This is a genomic window from Paraburkholderia acidicola (genome assembly GCF_002362315.1).
Taxonomy (GTDB): domain Bacteria; phylum Pseudomonadota; class Gammaproteobacteria; order Burkholderiales; family Burkholderiaceae; genus Paraburkholderia; species Paraburkholderia acidicola.
Genome location: NZ_MTZV01000006.1, coordinates 2,404,299 through 2,427,767 on the forward strand (window position 1 = coordinate 2,404,299; position 23,469 = coordinate 2,427,767).

Genomic DNA, 23,469 nt, shown 5'->3' on the forward strand with positions numbered 1-23,469 from the left:
CGTGTCCAGCGTGAGTCATTCGTGGAGTGAGGCGTGAGTTCGAGAGTTGTCATCGTCGGCGGCGGGGTGATCGGCAGTTCGATCGCGTATTTCCTGCGCCTGTCGGATCCCACGGTCAGCGTAACCGTGATCGAACGCGATCCGACTTATGCGCGTTCGTCGTCGGCGTTGTCGGCCGCATCGATTCGCCAGCAGTTCTCGACACCGCTATCGGTACAGATGTCGCTGTTCGGCATCGAGTTTTTGCGCTCGATCGGCGAGCGGCTCGCGGTCGACGGCACCTCGCCGTCGATCGATCTGCACGAAGGCGGCTATCTGTTTCTCGCCACCCCCGCCGGTGCCGATACGCTGCGCGAGAACCACGCGTTGCAACAGCGGCTCGGCGCCGACATCAGCCTGCTCGACACCGCGGCGTTGCGGGCGCGCTTCCCCTGGCTCAATACCGATGACCTGGCCGCCGGCGCATTCGGCGAAAGCGGCGAGGGCTGGTTCGACGGCTACGGGCTGGTGCAGGCGCTGCGCAAGAAGGCGCAGGCACTGGGCGCACATTATGTAGCCGAGGACGTCAACGCATTACAGCGCGATGGCCGCCGCGTGACCCAGGTCGTCACGGCAAGCGGCGAACACTACGCCTGCGATATCGTGGTCAATGCAGCAGGCGCGTGGTCGCGCCGCGTTGCGCAGATGCTTGACATCGATTTGCCGGTATACGCGCGTCGCCGCAGCATCTTCAACGTCAGCTCGCCGGCGCAGCTCGAACATTGCCCGCTGCTGATCGATCCGACCGGTGTGTACTTCCGCCCGGAGGGCAAGTCGTTTATCTGCGGTACGTCCCCCGCCGCGGACAACGATCCCGACGATCTGCCGCTAGACGAAGTCGATCACGCGCTGTTCGACGATGTGATCTGGCCGACGCTCGCGAACCGCGTGCCGCAGTTCGAGGCGCTGCGCGTGCAGAATTGCTGGTCCGGCTACTACGAGTACAACGTGTTCGATCAGAACGCGATCATCGGTCAGCATCCTGAGGTCGATAACTGCATTTTCGCGAATGGTTTTAGCGGGCATGGTTTGCAGCAGGGTCCGGCAACCGGACGCGGCGTGAGCGAACTGATCCTGCATGGTCGCTATACGACGCTCGATCTGTCCGCGCTGAACTTTGCGCGTGTGCTGGAGAAGCGGCCGTTTGTCGAGAAGAACGTGGTGTGAGCGCGTGCGCCGCGGTGTGATTGGCTTACCTGAAACCCGGCTGCGTGCCGGGTTTTTTCATCGGCATCCGTGAGCGACTCTGCGCGTCCGTCGGCAGCAGCCCACGTGTGGATGATTCCGAAAACTCAATACATAGTGAGTAGATATCGTTTGCCGCGTGTCTGGCCGCCACCCACAATCGACACTGCCCCTCCTCATACCCGCCCGATCCACATCATGTACGCCTTCACCACTCCCTTCGAAGCGCCGACCGGCTCGCCGATTCGCGAGCTGTTCAAGTACCTCGCGCAGCCTGGCATGATCTCGTTTGCGGGTGGCTATCCGGCGAGCGATCTGTTCGACGTGGCCGGTCTGGAAGCGGCCGCCGCGCGCGCGGCGCAGCAACCGGCACTGTGCCTGCAGTACGGCCCAACAGACGGTCTCGCGACGCTGAAAGAAGAGCTGGCCAAACTGATGACCCGACGCGGCACACCGTGCTCGCCGCAAGATCTACTGGTGACGACCGGTTCGCAGCAGGGCTTCGATCTGCTGTTGCGCGTGCTGGTGGCGCCCGGCGATACCGTGCTGGTCGAACAGCCCGCGTACCCAGCCACGCTGCAGGCGCTCCGCTTGCAGCAGGCGAACATCGTCACCTTGCCGGTCGATCGCGACGGCCTCGACGTCGACGCGCTCGATGCGCTGCTGGCATCGGGCGCATTGCCGCAGCCGCCGAAGCTGCTCTATACGGTGCCCACCTTCGCCAATCCGACCGGCGCGACGCTCACATGCGAACGACGTCTCGCGTTGCTGCGGCTCGCGGTGCGCTACCGGTTCCTGGTGGTCGAGGATGATCCGTACGGGGACCTGCGGTTTGCTGGCGCTGCGCTGCCTTCTTTGCTCGCGCTGACCAGCGAGGTACCCGGCGCACGCGACTGGCTCGTGCATTTCTCCAGCCTGTCGAAGATCGTCGCCCCGGGTCTGCGGGTCGGCTGGACCATCGCGCCGGCAGAGATCGTGCGGCGCTGCGTCGTCGCGAAGCAGACTGTCGACCTCTGCAGCTCGCCGTGGACGCAGGCCATCGCCGCGGCCTACCTTGCCGATGGCGCACTCGAACGGCATCTGCCGCACATCGTCGACGCCTACGCACGTAAATGCGCCGCGCTGTGCGATGCGCTCGCCGCGCAATTGCCCGACGACATCGCGTTTCACCGGCCCGACGGCGGCATGTTCGTCTGGGCGCGGCTCACGCGTGTGCAGGATGCGTCCGTGTATCTGCAGGCTTGTATTGCCCAGAACGTGATGTTCGTGCCGGGTGTCGCTTTCTATCACGATCGTCACGACGCGGCGTCGCTGCGGCTTTCGTTCGCGGCGCCTGGCGTTGCGGATATCGAAACCGGCGTGAGCCGGTTGAGCCTTGCATTGCGCGGACCCGAAAAGCGTTAAACCGGCATCGCAGCGCGCCGCGTACCATTTCATCTTTCGATTAGAAGCTCGCACTCCTGAAGCTGGAGGCGGCGCTGATTTCCTGTTTCAGCCGTTCCAGAAACAGGTGTGAATCGAATGCAGCAATTATTCAATTTATGTGACCGACGCCCGTTTTACGGCTGAACATCGGGGAAAACGTCGTTTGCGCGCTGCACACCGTTAAATACACTGTGATGCTGGTTGACGCAAAACAATATCAAGTATCATCGCTGCGACAGGGAGTGGCTTGCCGGGCCGATATTGACAGGTGCTATGAGCGCCGTGTCACCGGGGTGTAGCAAGGCAAGAACGAGGCAGTAAAAAGAAGACGCAGCAAAAACGCAGCTCACTTAGTGGCCAATAAGTGGACAATAAGTGGCCAATAAGTGAGCAATACGCGCAGCGCAGAAAAATCAACCGCCAAAATCAGATGAAGATGTCGCGAAAGAAAATCGCCTTTCTGGGCGTGGGTCTTCTGGGGCTTCTGATTGTCGCCGGTATCGTCATTCAGGCGGTATGGCGGCCATTCGGCAAGCACGGCAAAGTCAATACCAGCGAGATCGTTCTCGACATTCACCATCCGGATGCGCTGATCGATAGCGAGGCATTATCCCGGCTACCCGCCGATATGCTGCGCGTGCCATTGCTGCACGATGTGCTCACTCAAGACTTTGTCGATTACTACGAATCCACCGACACCCGTCTTTCCGCCGACGGCGCATTACGCCGTCTTGCCTTCGAACATCAGCTCGATTTTGGCGACGAACTGCTGCGGCGTGTTTTCGACGAACCCGCGCATGTGTTGCTGTGGCGTTCGCCGGATGGCCGGCTCGGCTACTGGATCATGTCGATGCGCCGCAACGGGCTCGCGAAAGTGCTGCAGGGCCTCGGCAATGTCGCAGCCAGCGATACGCAACTGAGCCAGGTCGCGAAGCTGTCCGGCGACGTGCCGGTCTACGCCTTGAAGCTCGCGGTCGGGCGCACGCTATTGTTCGCCACCAAGGATGACCGGCTCGTCGTGCTGTCCGCGCCGGGTGTGCTGCTCGGCACCGATGGCGCGCTGTTGAGCGAGCGCGCCGATGTGGTCAACGACCTGCTATCGTCGGGGCGCGACGACGCTGCCCACGCGTTCCGGCTCGACGCGGCATCCGACCAGCCCAAGGGGCACCGGATCGTCGTGTCCGCCAACTATCTGTCGTTCGGTTACCAGACGTTTTTCTCGGGCATCGAGGCGTTGCGCTTCGACTTCGCATCGTCGGGCGGTGCGCCGGCCAGTTGGCAGACCGCGGCGCTGATCGATCCGGACCGCCTGCCGCAACAATGGAACGGCGCGGACCTGTGGCACGCGCTGCCCGCGGGCCCAGCAGCCTGCGCGAGTCTGCCGGCCGACTGGAAGGGCGCCTCGGATCTGCTCGGCAAGGTGGTGTCGGGCGGTGCGGAAGGCGCCACGCAGATCGGCGATGCGCTGGCTGGGCCAGCCGCCGTGTGCTGGTACGCGAAGTCGACGCTCGTCGCGCCGGTATTCGTGGCTCATCTGAAGAGCGCCGATGCGAACGCGAACGCCGCGCTCAAAACCGTACTCGGCAAGTCCTTCGACGAAGTGATCGGCGCGTACGAAGCCCATGCCGCGAAGACCGACGGTGGCGATGCCTATCGCCGGTTGCCGGTTACGACGCGCACCCAGGGCGACGCCGTGACGCTCTGGCAGCGGCCGGTCAGCGCACGCTCCGGTACCGCGCTCGCATCGAAGGCGCCATTTGCCGCGCAGTTGTCCGCGCAACGTTATTTCCCGGTCACGCTCGCGCTGGCGCACGGCTATCTGATCTTCTCGCCGGATGCACGGCTCGTCGACGACACGCTCGCCGTGCTCGACAAGCGCTACCCGGCGCTCGCCGATACGCTCGCGCCGCAGCGTGTGTCGCGGACGGTGGTCACGCTGACACCGGCTGCCGCCGCATCGCTGATCGAGCGGGAAGCCGCTGCCGCGCTGCCTGCTGATCAGGAGTCGATTTTCCGCAATGCTGCTCGCACGCACCTCGTGCCGAAGCTGAAGGCGCTCGCGCACTATCCGCCGGTATCGCTGAGCCTGCCGCAGACGCTGCCGTCGTCGTCGGGCTGGGTGCCGGTCGAGTGGTGGTTCGACCGCAGCGGTGGCGCAGCGGCCGCTGCAGCAGACGGTACCGCTGCTGCGCGCGCGGCATGGGATCAACCCGGCGTCGAGGGCGACTGAGATGCGCGCGCGTTGCGCTTCGCGCAGCCCCCGGGCGCATGACTGCGCGGGCAGGGGCGTTGACGGTTGCCTGACTGTTCATGGAAGCGGCCAGACCGGCAACCACGCGTATCGCCACAACCGGCGTACATGGTTAACGGCCACAGCCGCCGCGCTAATCACCACATGGTTCGCGCCGCACGCCTTCGCGTTGTCCACCACGACGGTCGCACCTGAACCCGACGCACTGTCGGCGGCACAATCGAATGTGTTCCGCGCGTGGTTCGCCCGCATCGTCGATCAGCAGATGCGCCGTGGCCCCACGCCGCGCTGGACCCAGCGCGACTGCGCAGGCCTCGTGCGCTTCGCTGCCGGCGAGGCCCTGAAGCCGCACGACACACGCTGGCTGCGCGCCAACGGCATGAGCGGCACAACCGATGCAAGCAGCCTGCCGCCCGAACTGCAACTGACGCCCACGCAACGCTCGCTTACCAACCGCTGGACGCGCATCGATGGCACCACCGGCGCTTACGCGTCGGCGATCGCACTGATTCAACTGAACAGCCGTTTTGTTTCGAAGGATGTGAACCAGGCGCTGCCCGGCGACCTGCTGTTCTTCGACCAGGGCGACGACCAGCATCTGATGATCTGGCTGGACCGCTACATCGCCTATCACACAGGTACCGTCACGCCGACCGATACCGGTCTGCGCGCGGTCGCCGTTTCCGACCTGATGCAATGGAAAGACTCCCGCTGGCAGCCGCTCGACGGCAATCCAAACTTCGTGGGTGTATTTCGTCTGGCCTTCCTGACACCATGACCTGCAACTACGCTCCCGTCGATTCCGCTTCCCGTCAATCGCGTTCGCGCCTGCGCGCGGCCCGTGCACTTGCGCTTAGCCTTGTACTGGGTCTGACGCTCGCGTTGGGCACCGCAGCACCAGCCCGCGCCGACGACACCGCCGCCTCCGCCGATGACACCAGCGTCGCGCAAAACCCGACGCTGCAGCCGGCGGCGCCGAGCGGCTTCGAAACGCAGAAGATCGACGGCCAGCCGTTCTTCCTGCTTTCCGATGCGAGCTTCGGCAGCGATCAACTCGCGCAGGTTCGCCTCGAAGCACCGGGCCGCGAATTCAAGGATCAGCTCGCGGGGTATGGCGGCGCGGACATCGTGGTCTACCGGGTACCGAAACCGGTCGAATTCCTCAAGGCACAAAAGAACCTGCATCGACTGAACATCGCCCCGAACTACCAGGGCGAGGGCCTCGCGAACACGCTCGCTTACCTGTGGGACCGCTGGTTCACCGAAGCACGGCGTGCGTGGCAGCGTGTGCTGTCGTTTGCGACACGCAGCAAGGCCACTGAATCCGAGCCGCAGTTCAAGCTCGGCGAACAGCCCGCCCAGCCGACCCAGTTCGCGCAGAATCTGCGATTCGCGCCGCTGAAGGACTACGACCTCGTCGCGCGTTTTCGCTATCCGATCTGGGACGCGAAGACGATCCAGCCGCCCAAAGGTGTCGAACTCGCGGGTAGCAGCAGCAACTTCATCGAAGCGAGTTCGGGCAACGTGATGATTCCGGTCGGCAAGCTGCCGCCGGGTCTCTATATCGTCGAAGCGATCATCGGCAACTATCGCGCGCATACGCTGCTCTTCGTGTCCGACACGGTCGCGGTCGTCAAGGCGGCATCGAGCGGCATGCTCGTGTGGACCGCGCGGCGCGACAACGGCAAGCCGGTGCCCAATACGGCGGTGAGCTGGACCGACGGCGTCGGTGTCCTGCAAAGCGGCAGCACCGGCAACGACGGTGCGCTCGCGCTCGACCACGTGAGCCCCGAGCGCAGCTATGTGATCGGTAGCGATCCGGCCGGCGGCGTGTTCGTGTCGGAGAATTTTTACTACGACAGTGAGATCTACAACACCAAGATCTACGCGGTCACCGATCGCCCGATGTATCGCCCGGGCGACCGCGTGTACGTGAAGTTCATCGGCCGTACGTTCCAGAATGCAACGCAGTCGTCCGCTCCCGCCGAGGCCGATATCAAGCTCGACGTGCTCGATCCGAGCGGCTCGCCGATCTCGACATCGACCACGCATTTCGCGTCGGACACCGGCGCACAGGCTACTTTCACGATCCCCGCCGATGCCACTGCAGGCGGCTACACACTGCGCTTCGACTACAACGGCGACCTCTATGGCAGCGCGTTTCGCGTAGCCGAATACGTGAAGCCGCATTTCGACGTCAATCTGTCGATGGACAAACCGGACTATGCAACCGGCGAGGCGTTGCATGGCAAGATCCAGTTGCGCTATCCGGACGGCAAGCCGGTGAAGGACAGCAAGATCTCGGTGACGTTGCGTGCGCAACAGGTGACGATCGTCGATGGCGAGCTGCGTTATGCGGGTCTCTTTCCGGTGAAGCTCGAACAGCAGGAACTGGAAACCGATAGCGACGGCAACGCAAGTCTTACGCTGCCGGCCGCGAAGGAGCCGAGCCGTTACGCGCTGACACTGTTCGCGCGCGACGGTGCGGCATATCGAGTGCGTGTCACGCGTGAGGTGTTGATCGCGCGCGGGGTGACGCCGTACCGCCTGGCCGCGCCGAAATCGTTCTCGCAACCGAAGGAGCGCGTCGACTTCACGCTGCAGGCGCTCGGTGCGGTCGATCCGTCCGCGCATGCGCCGGCGAAATGGGAATGGGTGCGGCTCGAATCGCAGACGCACAGCGAAGGCGCGATCAGCAACGCAAAGGCCGGCGGCACGCTGACCATTCCCGTGCAGTTCGACGAGCCGGGCTCGTACATGCTTTCGGTGAAGGACGATGCAGGCAATCTGCTCGGCGCAACGAGCCACTGGGTCGCTGGCGACGGCGTGAAGGCGATTCCGGGCAGCGTCGAGATCGTGTTCGATCGCGATCGCTACAAGACCGGCGATACGGCCGAAGCGCTGATCACGTTCCCGCAACCGGTCGACGATGCGCTGCTCACACTCGAGCGCGACAAGGTCGAACATCGCGCGTTGCTCACGTCGGGTGCGGACTGGTTGAGCCTGCAACGCGTCGCACCGTCGCAATGGAAGGCGCGCATCAAGGTCGATACGAACTTCGCGCCGAACATGACGTTCTCGGTGCTGTACGTGCATGCAGGCGAGTACGTGTTCCAGAACGCAGGCATCGTCGTCGCACAACCGGCAATCGATCTCGACGTGAAGAGCGACAAGCCAGTGTATGGCCCCGGCGACACCGTGACCCTCGATCTGACCAGCGCGATGAATGGCAAACCGCTGCCCGCCGATCTGACGGTGAGCGTTGTCGATGAAATGGTCTACGTGTTGCAGCCGGAAATCGCACCGAGCATCGTCGACTTCTTCTATCACCCGCGGCGCAACAACGTGCGCACATCGTCGAGCCTGTCGTTTATCACCTACGACCTCGCGTTGTCGTCGCTACGCGGCGCACCGGGTGGACCGCAGCGCGAGCGTTACAACGAGCGTGGGGTGAAGGTGCTCGAGCGTCCGCGGCGCGACGATCAGGACACGGCTGCATGGGAGCCCGATCTGAAGACCGACGCAAACGGTCACGTGAAGATGAGCTTCAAGATGCCCGATGCGCTTGCGCGCTGGCGTATCACGGTGCGCGCGGTCTCCGCAGATGGCATGGTCGGGCAGCGGACTGCCTATGTGCGCTCGGACAAGGCGCTGTACCTGAAGTGGAGCGGCCCCGCGCATTTCCGCGCGAACGATAAACCGTCTATCGCCATGCTCGCGTTCAACCAGGCCAATACCGATGTCCAGGCGGACTGGATCGTCGACGGTGGCGGTCTGTCGTTGAACCAGAAGGTTACGTTGAAGCCCGGCGCGAACTATCTGAAGCTGCCGGTCGCGGCGTTGAAGCCCGGCGTGGTGAATGCCACCTTGCGTCAGGGCGGCAAGGACGTCGACAGCCTGCAGACATCGATTGCACTCGATGCAACCGGCTGGCTCGATCTGCATCAGACACCGGTCGCGCTCGATGCCGCAGGCAAACCGCTGAATCTCGCCGCCGATGCACAGGACGTCAGCGTGCGTCTGATGTCGAGCGGTGCGAGCCAGTTTGCGCGCGTTGCCGACGACCTGATCGCGTATCCATACGGCTGCGCCGAACAGACCTCGAGCCGGCTGATTCCGCTCGCACTCGCGCACGATGCGCTGAGCCGCGGCGGCAGTGCGAGCACGAGTGCTACCCAGGGCGTCGAAGCGCAACTGCGCAACCAACGCCAGCGGCTCGCGTTGCTGGCGGGCGTCGGTGGCACGTTCGGCTGGTGGGGCGATACGACCGGCGGCAACTCGCTGATCACCGCGTATGCGTACTACGCGGACTGGCTCGCCAGTCGCAGCCTCGCGATCTCGCTACCCGCGGACAACTGGCAACACGCGATGGACGTCTATCGCGATGCTGGCGCAAAAGAACCGCTGCTGCATCGCGCGCTCGCGCTGTGGTTCATGCAGCAGATGGGTCTGCCGGTTACGACGCCGCTCTCGGGTGTCGCGCAGCAATTGCTGCAGGCGCAGACATCGAAAGACACGGCAACGAGTGGCGGCCCTGGCTTCGGCCCGGAAGACAGCATCGTGTTTGCCAACCCGGATAGCGCGCGCGGCACCCAGCTCGCGCTCGTGCTGACGGCCTACATGGCGCGCAGCGCGGCTGGCATGCAATTGCCGGACGGCTTCGACGGTGCAGTGTCGGCAGCGCGTGGCGCACTCGCCACCGATCCCGCGCCGCTCGCGCAGAGCCTGCTCGTGATGACGGGTGGCTCAGGCGCCGATGGCGCAGCGCCGGTCGACGCAGTCGCGCTGCTCGCAAAAAGCAGCGCATCGTATCCGACCTTCGATCGTGCGTTGACGTTGTTGTGGCTGCGCAAGGCGCTCGGTGGCGACGCCGACAGCACGCCGCTACCGGAGCTGCAAGGCGCAGGATGGCAGCGCAGCACGACGCCAACCGGTGCGCCGCTGTGGAAGTGGACCGGTGCCGGTTTGCCGCAGTCCGTCGATGTCGGCGCAGTGCGGCCTGACGTGACTGCGCTCGTGTCGTACCGCAGCCGCGCAGCCGATACGAGCCGCCTGCCGGTCACCGTCGAGCGGCATCTGTACAAGCTCGTACCGTCCACACCGGCCGCCACTGACAAGAAGGACGCCAAGAAGAGCGACACGAGCGACGCTGACGCCGCCGCGCGCTTTACCTTCACGGCGGAGGCCGTGAAGCCCGGCGACGCGCTCGACAGCAACGCGCTCTACGTCGATGAAGTGACGCTCACGCCGCCGGCGAACACCGCCTATCAGTACGGCCTGCTCGAAGTGCCGCTGCCGCCTGGTGGCGAAGTCGAAGCGACGAGCTGGGGCATCAGCATCGATGGCTTGCCTGGTCCTGCCAGCCAGGGCGGCAGCGGTCCGCAGCCGTTCCAGCGCGCGGTCACCTATGAGATGGGCGAGCTGAACTACCATCAGCCGGTGCCGCTGCTCGACCGGCGTGTCGCGTTGCGTCAGCTCGTGCGCTTCGGTTTGCCGGGCACGTTCGTCGTGCCGCCCGCGCGCTACTTCCGCATGTATCAGCCGGATGCGAAGGCGTTCGAAGGCGGCAAGAGCGATCGGTTGATCACGATGAAGATCGGTTGAGCGAGACAGCGATGACATCGATCCTGCGCGACACGCGTTCCCTGCTGGCCGGCACGATGCGGCCGGTCGGGGCGTGTGCGCTGGTGTGGGTGTCGATGGTGATGTTTGGCGCTGCAGCGCTGCATGCGGGCGATGCGTTCGCCAGTGCGGCAGCGCACGCTGTGGCGAATGGCATAACGACGCAGACGTCGCGCGTCGTGCCTGCGGATCCGGTCCTGGGCGCGGACCTCGGCGCGGACACGGACACGGGCATGGATGTGAAGCAGGCCAGCGCACCCGCAACGAACCCCACGTCACGCAACGGTTCGAAACAATCCGCCGAGCCGCTGCAGTTCGCCTGGCTGCGCGACGGTCGCGCGCAGTTCTGGCGCATCGACAGCCGCGGTACCGCCGACGACCCACTCACGTCACAGACCGCGCAACCGCTGCCCGCGACCGTGGAAACACCGCTCGGTAGCGTGTGGAAGCTGTTTGTCTATGGCTACCTCGTGGATCGCGGCATCGCGACACCCGACTACAACTGCACCGGCGGCGATCCGCAAGAGGTCTACTGCTGTATGACCGGCGGCCATATCGATCGCGAGCGCGCGCTGGTGCGCTCGTGTGGGCTCTTCTTCGAACCGGCGCGTTTGCATATCGATGCTGCCGACTGGCGCAAATACTGGAGCGCCGCCGGCGCACCGGCATGGGTACGCGATCTGCGCGCGTTGAAGTCCGCGCATCAGGTGGCCGTTGCCGATCTGCTGGCGGCGTTGCAGGCGATGCCCGCACGGCCGCGCGAGGCCGCTTCGAGTACGCTGATTTCGGTGCTGACGAGCGGACGCGGCGAGGGCACCGTCGCGCTGTACGGCAGCCTGCTACGCGCAAAAACCTGGACGATGCCGGACCCGACGAGACCTGGCGCTTCGGTCGGTGGCGCGGCGGGCTGGCTCGCCGATGGCACGCCCGTCTGGTTCGGTGGCCCCGGAGGGAGCGCACGCGTGCTGACCACCGCGGCGCCGCGTATTGCACCGCTGCTCGCGCAGACCATCGTGCCGGATGACGCGGCGTGCGTCGTCGTCGATTTCTTCACGCGCTACCCGGTGCGCGACGTGCTGCCCGCACAAGGCACCGCGACCGTGCCGGACGGTCCGTTGACCGGCACCTATCGGGTTGGTTTCGCGAACGGCAACTGGCTGCGCATCGAGAGTCGCGGCGAACTGTTGCTTCAGCGCGATCCCGGCGTGGCGCCGCGCATCATCGGTCGCTTCGGGATCAACGATTACGTTGCGCGGGTCGTCGAGCGCGAAGGCGATGCGCGCGATGAAGAAGCCGCGAAGGCGCTGGCGGTTGCCGCACGCAGCTATGTCGTGCAGCACGGCACGCGTGAGCGCGGCTGTTTTCGCATCGACGACAGCAGTAGCACGCAGCGCGTGCTGGCTCATCCGGCGAGCGCGGGCGCCCGCCGTGCCGCCGATCTCACCGACGCATTGGTGCTGACGGGGGTGCCGGTCCAGTATCACCACGACAAGGCCGCGGCCGGACAGATGAGCTGGCTCGACGCGAAGGCTGCGGCGCAACGCGGCCTCACGTTCGATGCGATTCTCGCGCGCACCTGGCCGCAGGCCACGCTGACGTCGTTCGAAAGTCCGCTGGCCGGCGATTGCCAGCCGGTGGCCGGCGCGCGCGAATGGCTGCAGCGCAACGCGCCGCTGTGGGCGCAGCGCCTGGACGGCGAACCTGGCTATGAGACGCCCGATCTGCCGGCGGTCTGCGCGGTGACAGAGGGCCGGCCGTATGCGGATGCGCAGCGCAACCGCGTGTACATCCACCGTCTGCGCAGTGAGGACGACCGCATTGCGCTCACTCACGAGTATATTCACCTGGCGTTCCAGCATCATCCGCGTGGGCTCGATGAAGGATTCGTGGAGCGGACTGCGCGTGCGTTGATTCGCTCGGAGGCGATGGTCCAATGACATACGCACTCCGCTCCACGATGCGATCGTCGCGCCGCCGCGCCTGGGCAGGTGCGCTGCTGGCCGCTGTGTTGCTGGCGCCTGCGGCGTTCGCCCAGGATGCACAGAAGGCGCAAGGCGTTGCGACCTCGACTGAAGGTGGCGCGCTCGCCGATCTCACCGATGCATTCAACGGCTGGCGGCACAGCGGACTCACCAACGAAGGCGAGCGCTTCGTCGCCGCGTATCCTAGGCCACCGGTCGATCGCGGCGCGCAGCGCTTTCGCACGCTGATCGAAGGGCGCCTGAAGCACTTCGACAAGAACGCACGCAAGCCGCCGACGCTCGTCGTCAACGGCACAGCGACGCCGCTCTACACCGACGACGAAGGCAATTTCGCGCGCCCGTGGGCATTCGGTGCAGGATCGAACAGCCTCGAGATCATCTCCGCCGACGGCAAAACGCACCAGCGCATGCAGTTCTACGAAGCGGACACCACCCGGCCGCAGGCGAAACTGCGCGCGATCGTCACGTGGGATGACCCGCATGCGCAAGTCGATCTGCACGTCATCACGCCCGACGGTCTGCACGCGTTCTTTGCGAATCCGACCTTGTCTGACGGCAGCGGTTTCGACGTGGATTCGGTAGATGGCGCGGGGCCGGGCATTTTTTCGTCGGCGGCGCCCGAGCACGGCACGTGGCTCTTTTTCCTCAACTACTGGGGCAACTTCGATTCGACCGGCTACAACTTCGATGCTGCCGCGCACGACCGCGACGTCATCACCGCGCGCCTCACACTGGTGTTCAACGAAAATACGCCGAACGAGCGCCGCGAAACGATGGTCGTGCCGCTGCGCAAGATCGGCGACCTGCAGCTCGTCAAGAGCGAACGACTTTAACTGCGACATGGAACAGCAATGATGGATGCCCGCCTCTCGCGATGCACAGGATGGATAGCCGCCGTGCTGCTGCTGGCCGGCGCCTGCGCGGCGCAGGCAGACGACGTGGAGTTCAGTACGCCGGTCAATGGCTGGCGTAACACCGCGGGCGATACCTCGCGCTATACGCAGGACGTTCACTATCCGGCAGTCGCTGTGACGACGCCGGAGGGCCAGTCGAAGTTCGCGATGATCGCCGGGCAGATTCGTGCGACGCCGAAAAGGACCAATGGCGGGGGTTCGGCAGCGAAGAACGGGAAGAAAACGTCGGTGGCGACGATGATCGTCAACGGCACGGTGCTGCCGCAGCGTATCGAAGAAGACGGCAGCTTCTCGCGTCCGTGGGCGTTCGCAGGCGGCAGCAATAGCGTCGAGTTGCGCACCGCGGATGGCACGAGCAAACGCATCCAGTTCTACGACGCGTATTCGAACAAGACACGGCCGCGGTTGCGCATCGTCCTTGCGTGGGACACCGACGGCACCGATCTGGATCTGCATGTCGTATCGCCGGATGGTGTTCATACGTTCTATGGCGACCGCGTCGCACCGAACGGCGGTGCGCTCGACGTCGACGTGACGACCGGCTTCGGTCCGGAGATCTATTCCACCCCCGCGCCGCTGCATGGCACTTACCTCGTGTACGTGAACTACTACGGGCAGGGCGAGAGCGGCGCCGACATGACGGTCGCGCAGATCACGATCATCACCGACGAAAACACCCCGAACGAAAAGAGCGAAACGATCGTTGTACCGATGCGCAAGGCAGGCGAGCTGACGCTCGCCAAGAAGTTCGTCATACCGTGAGTGGAAAAACCAGTCATCAAACAGGGGAAACACGATGGATCAGAACGCCGGGCAACGGCCGTTGCTGACTTACGATGGCAACATCGGTGAGCTGTACGGCATCTTCATCAAGAACCTGCTGCTGACGATCGTGACGGTCGGCATCTATCGCTTCTGGGCGACCACGGCGCTGCGACGCTACGTGTGGTCGCGGATGCGCTTTCAGGACGAGCGCTTCGAATACACCGGCACGGGTGGCGAGCTGTTCAAGGGCTTTTTGCTCGCGATGGGGATACTGATCGGTTCGATGATCGTCGCGTTTGTGCTCAGCGGCATTCTTCGCGGGCTCACCGGGAGCGTCGTGTTAGGCGCGCTGCCAATCATCGCGTTGTACGCGGTGATTGCAATCTTTGCGGCCGGCGCCTACTTCAGCGCGCAGCGCTACCGCCTGAGTCGCACGGTGTGGTGTGGCATTCGCGGTGGCATGACCGGCTCGATGATCCGCTACGGCGTGCAAACGCTGCTCTACGGTCTGCTGTGCATCGTGACGCTGTTTCAGGCGGCGCCGTGGATGACCGTGCGGCTCGCGGAACTTCGCATCAACGCGAGCAGCTTCGGTAGTGAGCCGTTTCGCTTCCAGGGGCAGGCGGGTCCGCTCTATAAGGCGTTTCTGGTGAGTTTCGTCGGTATCGTCGTGTGGGCCGTACTGCTTGGCTTCTTCTTCGCGAGACCTGCGCTAGCGCTCTTTGCCGCTGAGCTTGGCCGGACGCGCCAGGTACCGCCACAGGCGGCGGTAGGGCTCGTTGCGTTCTACCTGCTGTTTATCGTCGGCGCGCTGCTGATGCGCTGCTACTACGTCGCGAAGGTGAGCCAGCATATCGTCGGCAACACCACGCTGGGTACACAGCTGCGCTTCGGGACGAGCATCACCGGTCAGCGCTTGCTGGTCATCGTGATCAGCAATCTGGCGATCGTCGTGTTCACGCTGGGTCTTGGTTTCCCGATTGCGCTGAACCGCGTGATGCACTTCCTTGCCGATACGCTGCTGGTGGAGGGTAGGGTCGATCCGCAGTTGCTTGGTCAGAGTAACCTTGCGGCGCCGCGCACCGGCGAAGGGGCGCTGAATCTTCTCGACCACGGCGGTATCCTCTGAAGACCGATCGCTCGACGCGCTACTACGACGGCCGCAGCGCCGCGGCCCATGCCGCGACGCTTGCGTGGGGCGCGACGCACCTGTCGATTGTCGGCGCGGACGGCGAACTCGCACGCTGGCCGCTGGCGGATGTTGTCGTCGGTGAGGTCGATCCGGACGGCGTCGTCATACTCTCGTGCAAGGACGAAGCGGCGCGGGTCCTGGTCGATGCCGCGGCGTTGCCTTCCTCACTGGAACGGCGTCGCGCGCCTGCGTTCGGCTGGCTCGCGTGGGTCGGCGTGGGCCTTGCGGCACTGGTGGTCGCGTTCCTGCTGATCGTTCGCGTGCCCGCGTTTGCCGCGGCGCTGATTCCGGCCCGGTTCGAAAACCGCCTTGGCGATTCGGTCGAAGCATCGGTTGTGCGTCGACATCGGGTGTGCACGGGCGCGGCCGGCCAGCAGGCACTAGAGCAACTCGAAGCGCGTCTTGCGCATGCTGCGGGCATCTCGCAGCCGGTGCGGCTCGTCGTGGTCGACGATGCGCGCGTGAATGCGCTGACGCTGCCCGGTACGCGGATGATCGTCATGCGTGGGCTGATCGAGCGGGTTGGCGGTGCCGATCAACTGGCCGGTGTGATGGCGCACGAGACCGCGCATATCGCGCATCGCGATCCGATCCGCGCGCTGGTGCGCAGTACGGGTATTCGGCTGGTTAGCGTTGCGGTCGGCGCCAATATTGGCTTTGTGGATATGTCGTCGTTCGGCGGGCAACTGCTGCGGCTGTCGTTCAGCCGCGAGATGGAGAGCGCTGCCGATCATGATGGCGTTGCTTATCTGCAGGCGAGCGGTTTGCGCAGCGACGGGCTTGCTGCGTTTTTTGCCATGCTTGGCAAGGGTGATGGCGACGGGCGCGCAGTCAACTTCCTTTCCGATCATCCACGCACCGCTGAGCGGGAGGCGAAGAATCGTGGGTCGGCGTTGGGGGAGAGTGCGTTGACGGTGCAGCAGTGGGAGGCGGTGCGGGGGATGTGTGCGAAGTAGTGGGAGGCTGTGTGGCGCTGATCGTCGGTAGTTCGATCGTCGTAGCGGTGCGGCACCACGATACTGAAGGACCTGTCGTCTGACGTCGTCGCGATGTGCACTGCTGTTGCTGTGCGACGGGCACGACGATGAATCCTCGCAGGATCAGATACTTGCCGACATCGTGCGCGAGATATCCACAGCCTTACGAACATTTTCTGTTGATAACCCGCCACGATTTCACCCGGGTTTTTGTCCCGTTCCGCGCGCCCCGCGCCAACCGCACTACAATGCACGCACTCCGACGTCACGTATCTGCTATTTGCCTGTCCCGATCATGCCCGTCTCGCTCCCCCGTTCCGCCGCCACGCGCTTCCTGCCGGCGCTCATTGCACTGACTGCGCTAGCCGCCTGCAGCACCACACCGCAACCGAAGTTCCAGCAGGAACTGTTCGATACCGGATCGAGCCCGTACACGCACAATTTCAACGCGAGCAACGCGGATACCTGCGAAGGCGCGCGCCGCGCGCTGCTGAGCCAGGGCTACATGACGACGATGACGCGCACCGATACGGTCGACGGCACGAAGAATTTCCAACCGACCAGCGATTCGCACATCGTCGTGGAATTTCACGTGGTGTGTACGCCGGGTGTGGAAGCGGGCAATACGAGCGTCGTCTATGTGAACGCAGTGCAGAACGGCTACGCGCTGAAGAAGAGCGATACGTCGGCAAGCGTCGGGCTGAGCATACTCGGCTCGGTGTCGCTGCCGATTCGCTCGAATAACGACGCGATGGTCAAGGTGTCGAGCGAGACGATTCCGTCCGGTCCGTTCTATGAGCGCTTTTTCGCGCTGGTCAATCACTATGTCGAGACCGTCGTGCACGCGGCGCCGGTGTCGAGCGAACGTATCGATGCGCGTCCGTTGCCGGGTGGCGATCTGCCGGGTGTGCCGCTCGTGCCGGTGATGCCTGCTGCTCCTGTTGCGCCAGTGCCGCCTGCCGTGCCAACTGCGCCCATGACGCTGCCAGCGCCGGTTACACCGCCGAAGCCCGCGGTGCCTGTTGCTCCCGCAGTGCCTATTGCATCCACGGCACCCGTGAAGCCCGCGGCAGCCACATCACCCGACGCATTCAACGCCTCCGATCCAATCGAACGCGTAATACAAGCCGCGCAACCTGCGAGCGCTGCAGCGAGCACCACACCCTGACGCAAAACCTGCGCACATCACCAATCCGCAGCAACCCCACGATGCGCCATTGCATCAAGGACTTGCCGCGAACCCGTGGAGGATATCCACAGCCTTGCGCACATTTTCTGTTGATAACCCGCTAACCCATCCGCCAGTGCGCGAGCATCGGCAGACCATACGGCCGATGCAACCACACATGCGCGCCGACGAACCACGCAGCACCCCACGACGCACCCACCACCAGCAGATCGCAGCGCCCGCTGTTCCACCAGTTCAACGAATGGCGTCCGGCGATCCACGGAACGCCTAACGGATTAGGCCAGTCCGCGAGCAGGTGCATCAGCCCGCCGCACGCAAAGCCGAATGCGGCCGCCGCGAGCGGATGATGAAAGCCGGTGAGTTTCCACGAGACCAGGAGCAGCGCGACCCAGCCGATGCCCCAGTGCGTGACGGTGCGATGCGTGATCCACAGTCGGCGCGAACGCGACCACCAGGCCACTTCGAGCCAGTCGGGTGCGGTGCCGCCCGCGATGGCGGCCGCGAACGCCAGCAGTGCCCACAGATGCCAGGGGCCGCTTGCGCCGCCTTGCACGATGAGCGCCGAAGCGATGACGCCGGCAGCCCAGCCGGTCGCGTGATGCGCGTGATTCGATGCCACAGGGAGGGATGCGGATTCAGTGCAGGTTTACTGCAGGTTCAACACGGTTCACCGCGCGTTCACGCCACGCAGCGCGCGATCGCGAAACGCACATCGGTTTCAGGCGGATCGTCCGAGTCGCCTTCCGGGTGCATGACCTTGACCGTGGTGCCCTGGGCCGACGGTGTCAGCCAGATGTAGTACGCGCTCTTCGAGTGCGAGCCGATGGAGAGCATCGTGACACCGTCCTCGGTCAATTTCCGCACACGCGGCAGACGGCCATCGAGGCAGCTCGCGATGTCGTCGGGTGCGTGCTGCGACGACACGTAGAGCATCGGCGGTTGCGATGCGAGCATCGGTGGCGGGACGATCGGAGCGGACCCGCACGACGCGAGCAGGACAGCGGCAGGGGCAAGCAGGAGGAGTCGTTTCATGAGCAGGGCGTCGGTGGCGATGCGTGGTCCTGGTGGACCGTCGGCATGCGGTTCGGTTCAGCGGCGCTGGCGCGGCGCATGCGGCGGCGAAAACAGTTGCGAGGCAGTATACCTGCGCGATCTGCCATCCACAGGCACAGAAAACTTTAGCAACAAAAAAAGCGCGCGCATGACACTGAGGTCATGCGCGCGCTTTGTCGACGTAACGTAACGCAACGCAACGCTACATCGATACAACAGACCTGACGTGGCCAGGTCTGAAGGCTTCTCCTTAGAAGCGGTGACGCAGGCCGACAGCAACAGCCGTCTGGTTAGCAGTCGACGACGGCGACAGCGTGTTGATTGCTGCGATGTTCGAGCCGAAGTTGCCGAGTTCACCCGAAGCGTGCTGGTACACGCCTTCGACGTACACGTCGGTCCGCTTGCTGAGCGAGTAATCGCCCGTCAGCGAAACCGTATGCCACTTCGGATCGCCCGAACCGTCGCCGGAGAACTTGCCGTTCGTGAACGTATACGCCGCCGCGAGGCTCAAGGCAGGCGTCAAAGCATACTTGCCGTTGATTTCGTAGTTGTCCATATGCAGGTTCGCACCCGACAGGCCACCGAGGAACGTCGTGCCACCCGAGCTGATGCCTTGCATGCCGTCCAGCTGCGTGTGCGTGTACACGAGGCCGACCGTTGCCGGGCCGTATACATAGTTCGCACCGATGCCGTACGTACGTTGCAGGGTCGCTGCGATGTTCGCACTGCCGCTACCGGTATTCACTGCACCGTTGGTGTTGGTGCTGCCCGAGTTGTTCAGCTGCAGGTAGCCTGCGGCAACGCTCAACGGGCCGTTGTCATACGACGCACCGGCGCTCCACGCGCGGTTGTTCGAGAACTGGCCGGCATCGTTGCTGAAGCCGTACAAGCCGCCGAAACGCAGACCCGAGTAGTTCGCGCTCGTGTACTTGACCGAGTTGCTGATCGAGAACGAGTTGTCGAGGTTATCGTTGTCGAACGGGTGGCCAGCGAGGTTGTTGCCGTAGCCCGCGCCCGCAGCCGACAGCGGCGCCAGATAGTCGACGACGGAGTCATATTGACGGCCAAGCGTCACCGTGCCGTACTGGTCGCTCTGCAGGCCGACGAATGCCTGACGGTTGAACGTCGTGCCGTTCTGCGAGTAACGGCCGTTGTTCAGGTTAAAGCCGCTTTCCAACGTGAAGATCGCGTGCAGACCGCCACCGAGATCTTCGCTGCCGCGCAGCCCGAAGTACGTATCGGACAACGCGCCGCTGCCTTGTTGCCAGTTGCTATGGCCTTGCGAGTTGTTCGAGTAGACGAGGCCGGCGTCGAGCGTGCCGTACAGCGTGACGCTGCTCTGTGCATGCGCGGCGACCGTGAGTGAGCTCAGGATGCCCGCGACGATAAGGGTTTTTTTCATATTTCAACTCCGAGAACAGTGCATTGGGAATCGCACTTCAGCGCACACCGCTGATGGCGCCGGTTGCCTGACGATTCGCAGCGAAGTGTATTCTCAACAGGAGGTTCTTTAATCGCGAGTTAAGCAACAATGCATTCCAGTATCAGGAATAGCGGATTTAATCCGCGTAAGTACATGGGAATAAAGAATTTTTCTGAATTGCAGTGGATTACACCACGGCATGTCAATCGATTAGTTGTTGCGCGAGTGCTACGAAAGGGTCGGAGCCCTTGTCCAGTAAGGCTGAAAACTTACATACCATTACTGCGATTAACGTGAATTTAAGAAATGAACTGTTCCAGTTTATGCGCTCGCCGATAGCGATTTAAGAGCCTAGAATTCGTCTTGCCCCTTGACCAAGGGTAGTCTTTTTCATCTTTATTGCGCGGCTTCCAGCCGCGCTTTTTTTCGCCTGCGATAATTAAATCATGAATAGGTTCCGGAAAAAAGTGAAATAGATTTTTTCACAAAATGAATAGAATGCCGGGTCTTATCCAGTGGGCATAGGGTGCGGCTGGCGGCCGCGGGGCGGGTAGAATTGCGCGTTCGCGCTGAGCCCAGCGCGGCGACCGAGTTACGCCCGAATGTGAGCCCGAATGACCGACGCACCTGACACGACTGACGCCTCCGATACCCCCGATACCCCTGATACGCAGTTCGACGCCCGCCTGTGGCGCAACAGCGGCTGGACCGCCCGCGTGGTGAAGAACGAAGACGACGACGGCTGGGCTGTCGAAATGATCAAGGACGGCGAAGCGGAACCGGCACTCGTCGGACCGTGGACGATGGGCCGCGACAAGAAGAACCCGAAACCGCTCGATACCTCGGCGTTCAACACGCTCGTGAAGACCGCTTCCGAGGTCCTGCGCCGTCACGAGCAGCAACGGCACGCGCAGCTGCACAAGCGTGTCACGGTGGAATCGGCGGAAGGCGAGATCGTGGTCACGCTCGACATCGTGCCCGACGAGGACGACCCCTACGCGCTGCTGACGGCGTTCGACCCGTTCGGCGAACGGCTCGCGCAGGCGCGTGTCGCGCCCGGTTTCAAGCTCGCTAAAGAGAATGCGGCGGCGTGGGTCGAAGGCGGCTTCGGGCGTCCGCGCTGACCGCTAGCCGCGCCGGCCATGCTGGCTACGTGACTGGAAGCTTTCTAAAACATTAATAAATACTGTCAATATACTTTCATATTCATTTCGTACAGTCCTCGCACCATAGCGGCGCGAGCGACAGCCAGGCTGTTCCAGGCCCGGGCCGACTATGCATCGACCCACGCTACCTACAATCCTGGACCAACACGCCATGGCAGAGCAGCTCGACCTTTCCCGCCGCAAGGCCCTGAAACTTCTCGTGGGCGCGCCGATGCTGCCGCTCGGCGGCGGCATCGCGTCGTCGGCGCTGCTGGTGGGCTGCGGTGGCAACGATCTCGCCTCGACACCGCCACCCAAACCGGTTGCGAACTTCACCTCGGCATCGTTTAGCGCCATGGCTGCGCCGACGCTCGCGGACCCGGCTGCTATGGCGAAGACCTCGGTGGGCTCGACGCTGACCGCGCAGTTCAGCGACGGTAGCCGCCGCGCCTATACGCTCGCCTATCAGCCGTTCTTCACGACGGGCGATACGGTCGCGGACACGAAGGGCGGCACGATCCTCGCCGGCGGTTACTTCGATATTGGCGGCCAGCCGATCATCGACCGTTCGGTGGCGGGCAAGGAGCGCCAGTTCTTCTCCGATTGCCCGGACGGCAGCTCGCTGGTCCGTCTCGACAAGCCGGCCGTGAAGGGCGTCAAGGGCAATGCGGTGTTCGCCGTCGTGCAGTTCGAATATGCGACGCGCGATCAGAGCCTCGCGTCGATGTACGGTCAGTTGCCTTCGCCGATCGCCGTGCTCACGCTCGATCAGGACCCGGCCACCGGCAAGCTGACGCTGGTCAGCTATTCGAATGTCGATACATCGAATGCACACGGGCTGTGGATTACCTGCGGCGCGAGTCTGTCGCCGTGGAATACGCATCTGTCGAGCGAAGAGTACGAGCCGGACGCAGCGACGATTTCGACCAATAGCCAGTTCAAGAGCTTCAGCCGCAATCTGTACGGCGACGAAACGAAAGCGAATCCGTACCACTACGGCCATCTGCCGGAAATAACCGTGAATCCGGACGGCACGGGCACGGCCCGCAAGCACTATTGCCTCGGGCGCATTTCGCACGAACTGGTGCAGGTCATGCCCGATCGACGCACCGTGTTGATGGGCGACGACGCGACCAACGGCGGTCTCTTCATGTTCATCGCCGACAAGGCCGCCGATCTGTCGGCGGGGACGTTGTACGTGGCGAAGTGGGCGCAGACGTCGTCGGCGGGTGCGGGTTCGGCGACGCTGTCGTGGATCAACCTCGGCCACGCGACCAGCGCCGAAATCGAAGCGCTCGCGAACCAGCTCACCGCGGCCGACATCATGGACGTCAAGACCAAAGACCCCGTGGACACGAGCTTCACGAAGATCAACTTCAACGGCACCTTCAACTGGATTCGCATCAAGCCGGGCATGTCGAAGGCCGCTGCGTTCCTCGAGACGCACCGCTATGCGGCGCTCGCGGGCGCCAGCATGGGCTTCACGAAGCTCGAAGGCACGACGGTCAATGCGAAGGACAAGGTGCTGTATTCGGCGATGTCGCGGATCGAGAAATCGATGGTGCGCGGCAACGCCGCATCGACCGATGTGGCGGTCGACCGGACCATCAGCGCCGGTGCCGTGTATGCGCTGAACCTGACGGGCGGCCAGCGCGACCGGATGGGCGTGACGATCGATAGCGACTGGGTGCCGGTCGACATGAGCGCGCCGGCGGCGCTAGTCGGCGAGGATCTCGCTACCGCCGATGCGCTCGGCAATACGGCGAACGCGGACAAGATCGCGAACCCCGACAACCTGAAGTATTCGGAGAAGCTGCGCACGCTTTTCATCGGCGAAGACAGCGGCATGCACGTGAACAACTTCCTGTGGGCCTACCACGTCGACACGAAGACGCTCGCGCGTGTGCTGTCGTGCCCGGCTGGCGCGGAATCGACCGGCTTGCACGCGGTCGATGAGATCAATGGCTGGACCTACGTGATGAGCAATTTCCAGCACGTCGGCGATTGGGAAAGCCCGCTGCACGACAAGGTCAAGCCGACGCTCGATCCGTTGGTGCGGGCCAACTACAAGGACCGGTTCGGCGCCTCGGTCGGTTATCTGACCGCCACAGCGGCGGCCATCAAGCTGTGATGCGGCATGCGCCGCGCGTCATGCGCGGCGCATGGTTTCGACCAGCGCATCGGATTGCATCCATCGCGTGAAGTTTTGACGGCACTTCGCCTGTGTTGCGCCGGCCTGCAATGCGAAGCGGGCAGGCCCGCGAAGTGTGGCCGTCGACCCCTCCCACGGAGGGGTATTTTTTTGCC

16 protein-coding genes and 1 pseudogene are annotated in these 23,469 nt (G+C 63.8%); 14 read left to right on the plus strand and 3 right to left on the minus strand.

Annotated features, from left to right (window positions below; translation table 11 throughout):
• Positions 1-33 precede the first annotated feature (33 nt).
• The 12 genes and pseudogenes from BWP39_RS29345 to BWP39_RS29395 all read left to right on the plus strand — a co-directional run bounded on the left by BWP39_RS29345 (position 34) and on the right by BWP39_RS29395 (position 17,520).
• A complete protein-coding gene (locus BWP39_RS29345) occupies positions 34-1,206 on the plus strand; it encodes an NAD(P)/FAD-dependent oxidoreductase (RefSeq protein WP_096725691.1) in 1,173 nt (390 codons plus the stop codon).
• Positions 1,207-1,422: 216 nt separating this feature from the next.
• Positions 1,423-2,628: an aminotransferase-like domain-containing protein gene (locus BWP39_RS29350; protein ID WP_096725692.1), complete on the plus strand. Its 1,206-nt coding sequence runs from the start codon at positions 1,423-1,425 to the stop codon at positions 2,626-2,628.
• A gap of 451 nt (positions 2,629-3,079) precedes the next feature.
• Positions 3,080-4,879 carry a DUF2138 domain-containing protein gene (locus BWP39_RS29355; RefSeq protein ID WP_096725693.1) on the plus strand — a complete coding sequence of 600 codons (1,800 nt, stop codon included), beginning with the start codon at positions 3,080-3,082 and terminating at the stop codon, positions 4,877-4,879.
• A gap of 1 nt (position 4,880) precedes the next feature.
• Positions 4,881-5,678: a DUF1175 domain-containing protein gene (locus tag BWP39_RS29360; protein WP_096726248.1), complete on the plus strand. Its 798-nt coding sequence runs from the start codon at positions 4,881-4,883 to the stop codon at positions 5,676-5,678.
• A complete protein-coding gene (locus BWP39_RS29365) occupies positions 5,675-10,504 on the plus strand; it encodes an alpha-2-macroglobulin family protein (RefSeq protein ID WP_207557175.1) in 4,830 nt (1,609 codons plus the stop codon). The genes BWP39_RS29360 and BWP39_RS29365 overlap by 4 nt, the downstream gene beginning before the upstream one ends.
• An 11-nt stretch (positions 10,505-10,515) precedes the next feature.
• A complete protein-coding gene (locus BWP39_RS29370) occupies positions 10,516-12,459 on the plus strand; it encodes a DUF2300 domain-containing protein (protein ID WP_207557176.1) in 1,944 nt (647 codons plus the stop codon).
• A 20-nt stretch (positions 12,460-12,479) separates the two neighbouring features.
• The gene (locus tag BWP39_RS29375) at positions 12,480-13,337 is read left to right on the plus strand and encodes a YfaP family protein (protein WP_096726250.1); all 858 of its coding nucleotides are present in this window, start codon (positions 12,480-12,482) and stop codon (positions 13,335-13,337) included.
• 18 nt (positions 13,338-13,355) lie between these two features.
• On the plus strand, positions 13,356-14,180 hold the full coding sequence (locus BWP39_RS29380) for a YfaP family protein (RefSeq protein WP_407944807.1): 825 nt from the start codon (positions 13,356-13,358) through the stop codon (positions 14,178-14,180).
• A 34-nt stretch (positions 14,181-14,214) separates the two neighbouring features.
• Positions 14,215-15,312 (plus strand): YjgN family protein, encoded by a 1,098-nt coding sequence (locus tag BWP39_RS29385; RefSeq protein ID WP_096725695.1) that lies wholly within the window; start codon positions 14,215-14,217, stop codon positions 15,310-15,312.
• A pseudogene (locus BWP39_RS32705) lies at positions 15,309-15,527 on the plus strand (DUF7092 domain-containing protein); the annotation flags it as partial. The gene BWP39_RS29385 and the pseudogene BWP39_RS32705, both read left to right, overlap by 4 nt.
• 3 nt (positions 15,528-15,530) lie before the next feature.
• A complete protein-coding gene (locus BWP39_RS29390) occupies positions 15,531-16,331 on the plus strand; it encodes a M48 family metallopeptidase (RefSeq protein WP_157915197.1) in 801 nt (266 codons plus the stop codon).
• Between the two features lie 316 nt (positions 16,332-16,647).
• Positions 16,648-17,520, plus strand: a complete 873-nt coding sequence (locus BWP39_RS29395) for a DUF2242 domain-containing protein (protein ID WP_096725697.1) — start codon at positions 16,648-16,650, stop codon at positions 17,518-17,520.
• A 121-nt stretch (positions 17,521-17,641) separates the two neighbouring features.
• Here BWP39_RS29395 and BWP39_RS29400 read toward each other — a convergent pair whose 3' ends face one another.
• The 3 genes from BWP39_RS29400 to BWP39_RS29410 form a co-directional block, all read right to left on the minus strand.
• Positions 17,642-18,160 carry a metal-dependent hydrolase gene (locus BWP39_RS29400; protein ID WP_096725698.1) on the minus strand — a complete coding sequence of 173 codons (519 nt, stop codon included), beginning with the start codon at positions 18,158-18,160 and terminating at the stop codon, positions 17,642-17,644.
• A gap of 59 nt (positions 18,161-18,219) precedes the next feature.
• The gene (locus BWP39_RS29405; RefSeq protein WP_096725699.1) at positions 18,220-18,573 is read right to left on the minus strand and encodes a sugar ABC transporter ATPase; all 354 of its coding nucleotides are present in this window, start codon (positions 18,571-18,573) and stop codon (positions 18,220-18,222) included.
• Positions 18,574-18,844: 271 nt separating this feature from the next.
• Positions 18,845-19,996 carry a porin gene (locus BWP39_RS29410; RefSeq protein ID WP_096725700.1) on the minus strand — a complete coding sequence of 384 codons (1,152 nt, stop codon included), beginning with the start codon at positions 19,994-19,996 and terminating at the stop codon, positions 18,845-18,847.
• A 635-nt stretch (positions 19,997-20,631) separates the two neighbouring features.
• On the opposite strand from BWP39_RS29410, the gene BWP39_RS29415 reads away from it, so the two are divergent.
• Complete coding sequence (locus BWP39_RS29415; RefSeq protein ID WP_096725701.1) at positions 20,632-21,141, plus strand: hypothetical protein; 510 nt, start codon at positions 20,632-20,634, stop codon at positions 21,139-21,141.
• Between the two features lie 193 nt (positions 21,142-21,334).
• Positions 21,335-23,293 (plus strand): PhoX family protein, encoded by a 1,959-nt coding sequence (locus BWP39_RS29420; RefSeq protein ID WP_096725702.1) that lies wholly within the window; start codon positions 21,335-21,337, stop codon positions 23,291-23,293.
• Positions 23,294-23,469 lie beyond the last annotated feature (176 nt).

Coding starts and splice junctions, on each gene's coding strand:
- BWP39_RS29350 (WP_096725692.1), top strand. CDS start 1,423: ATGTACGCCTTCACCACTCCCTTCGAAGCGCCGACCGGCTCGCCGATT.
- BWP39_RS29355 (WP_096725693.1), top strand. CDS start 3,080: ATGAAGATGTCGCGAAAGAAAATCGCCTTTCTGGGCGTGGGTCTTCTG.
- BWP39_RS29360 (WP_096726248.1), top strand. CDS start 4,881: ATGCGCGCGCGTTGCGCTTCGCGCAGCCCCCGGGCGCATGACTGCGCG.
- BWP39_RS29365 (WP_207557175.1), top strand. CDS start 5,675: ATGACCTGCAACTACGCTCCCGTCGATTCCGCTTCCCGTCAATCGCGT.
- BWP39_RS29370 (WP_207557176.1), top strand. CDS start 10,516: ATGACATCGATCCTGCGCGACACGCGTTCCCTGCTGGCCGGCACGATG.
- BWP39_RS29375 (WP_096726250.1), top strand. CDS start 12,480: ATGCGATCGTCGCGCCGCCGCGCCTGGGCAGGTGCGCTGCTGGCCGCT.
- BWP39_RS29380 (WP_407944807.1), top strand. CDS start 13,356: ATGATGGATGCCCGCCTCTCGCGATGCACAGGATGGATAGCCGCCGTG.
- BWP39_RS29385 (WP_096725695.1), top strand. CDS start 14,215: ATGGATCAGAACGCCGGGCAACGGCCGTTGCTGACTTACGATGGCAAC.
- BWP39_RS29395 (WP_096725697.1), top strand. CDS start 16,648: ATGCCCGTCTCGCTCCCCCGTTCCGCCGCCACGCGCTTCCTGCCGGCG.
- BWP39_RS29405 (WP_096725699.1), bottom strand. CDS start 18,573: ATGAAACGACTCCTCCTGCTTGCCCCTGCCGCTGTCCTGCTCGCGTCG.
- BWP39_RS29410 (WP_096725700.1), bottom strand. CDS start 19,996: ATGAAAAAAACCCTTATCGTCGCGGGCATCCTGAGCTCACTCACGGTC.
- BWP39_RS29415 (WP_096725701.1), top strand. CDS start 20,632: ATGACCGACGCACCTGACACGACTGACGCCTCCGATACCCCCGATACC.
- BWP39_RS29420 (WP_096725702.1), top strand. CDS start 21,335: ATGGCAGAGCAGCTCGACCTTTCCCGCCGCAAGGCCCTGAAACTTCTC.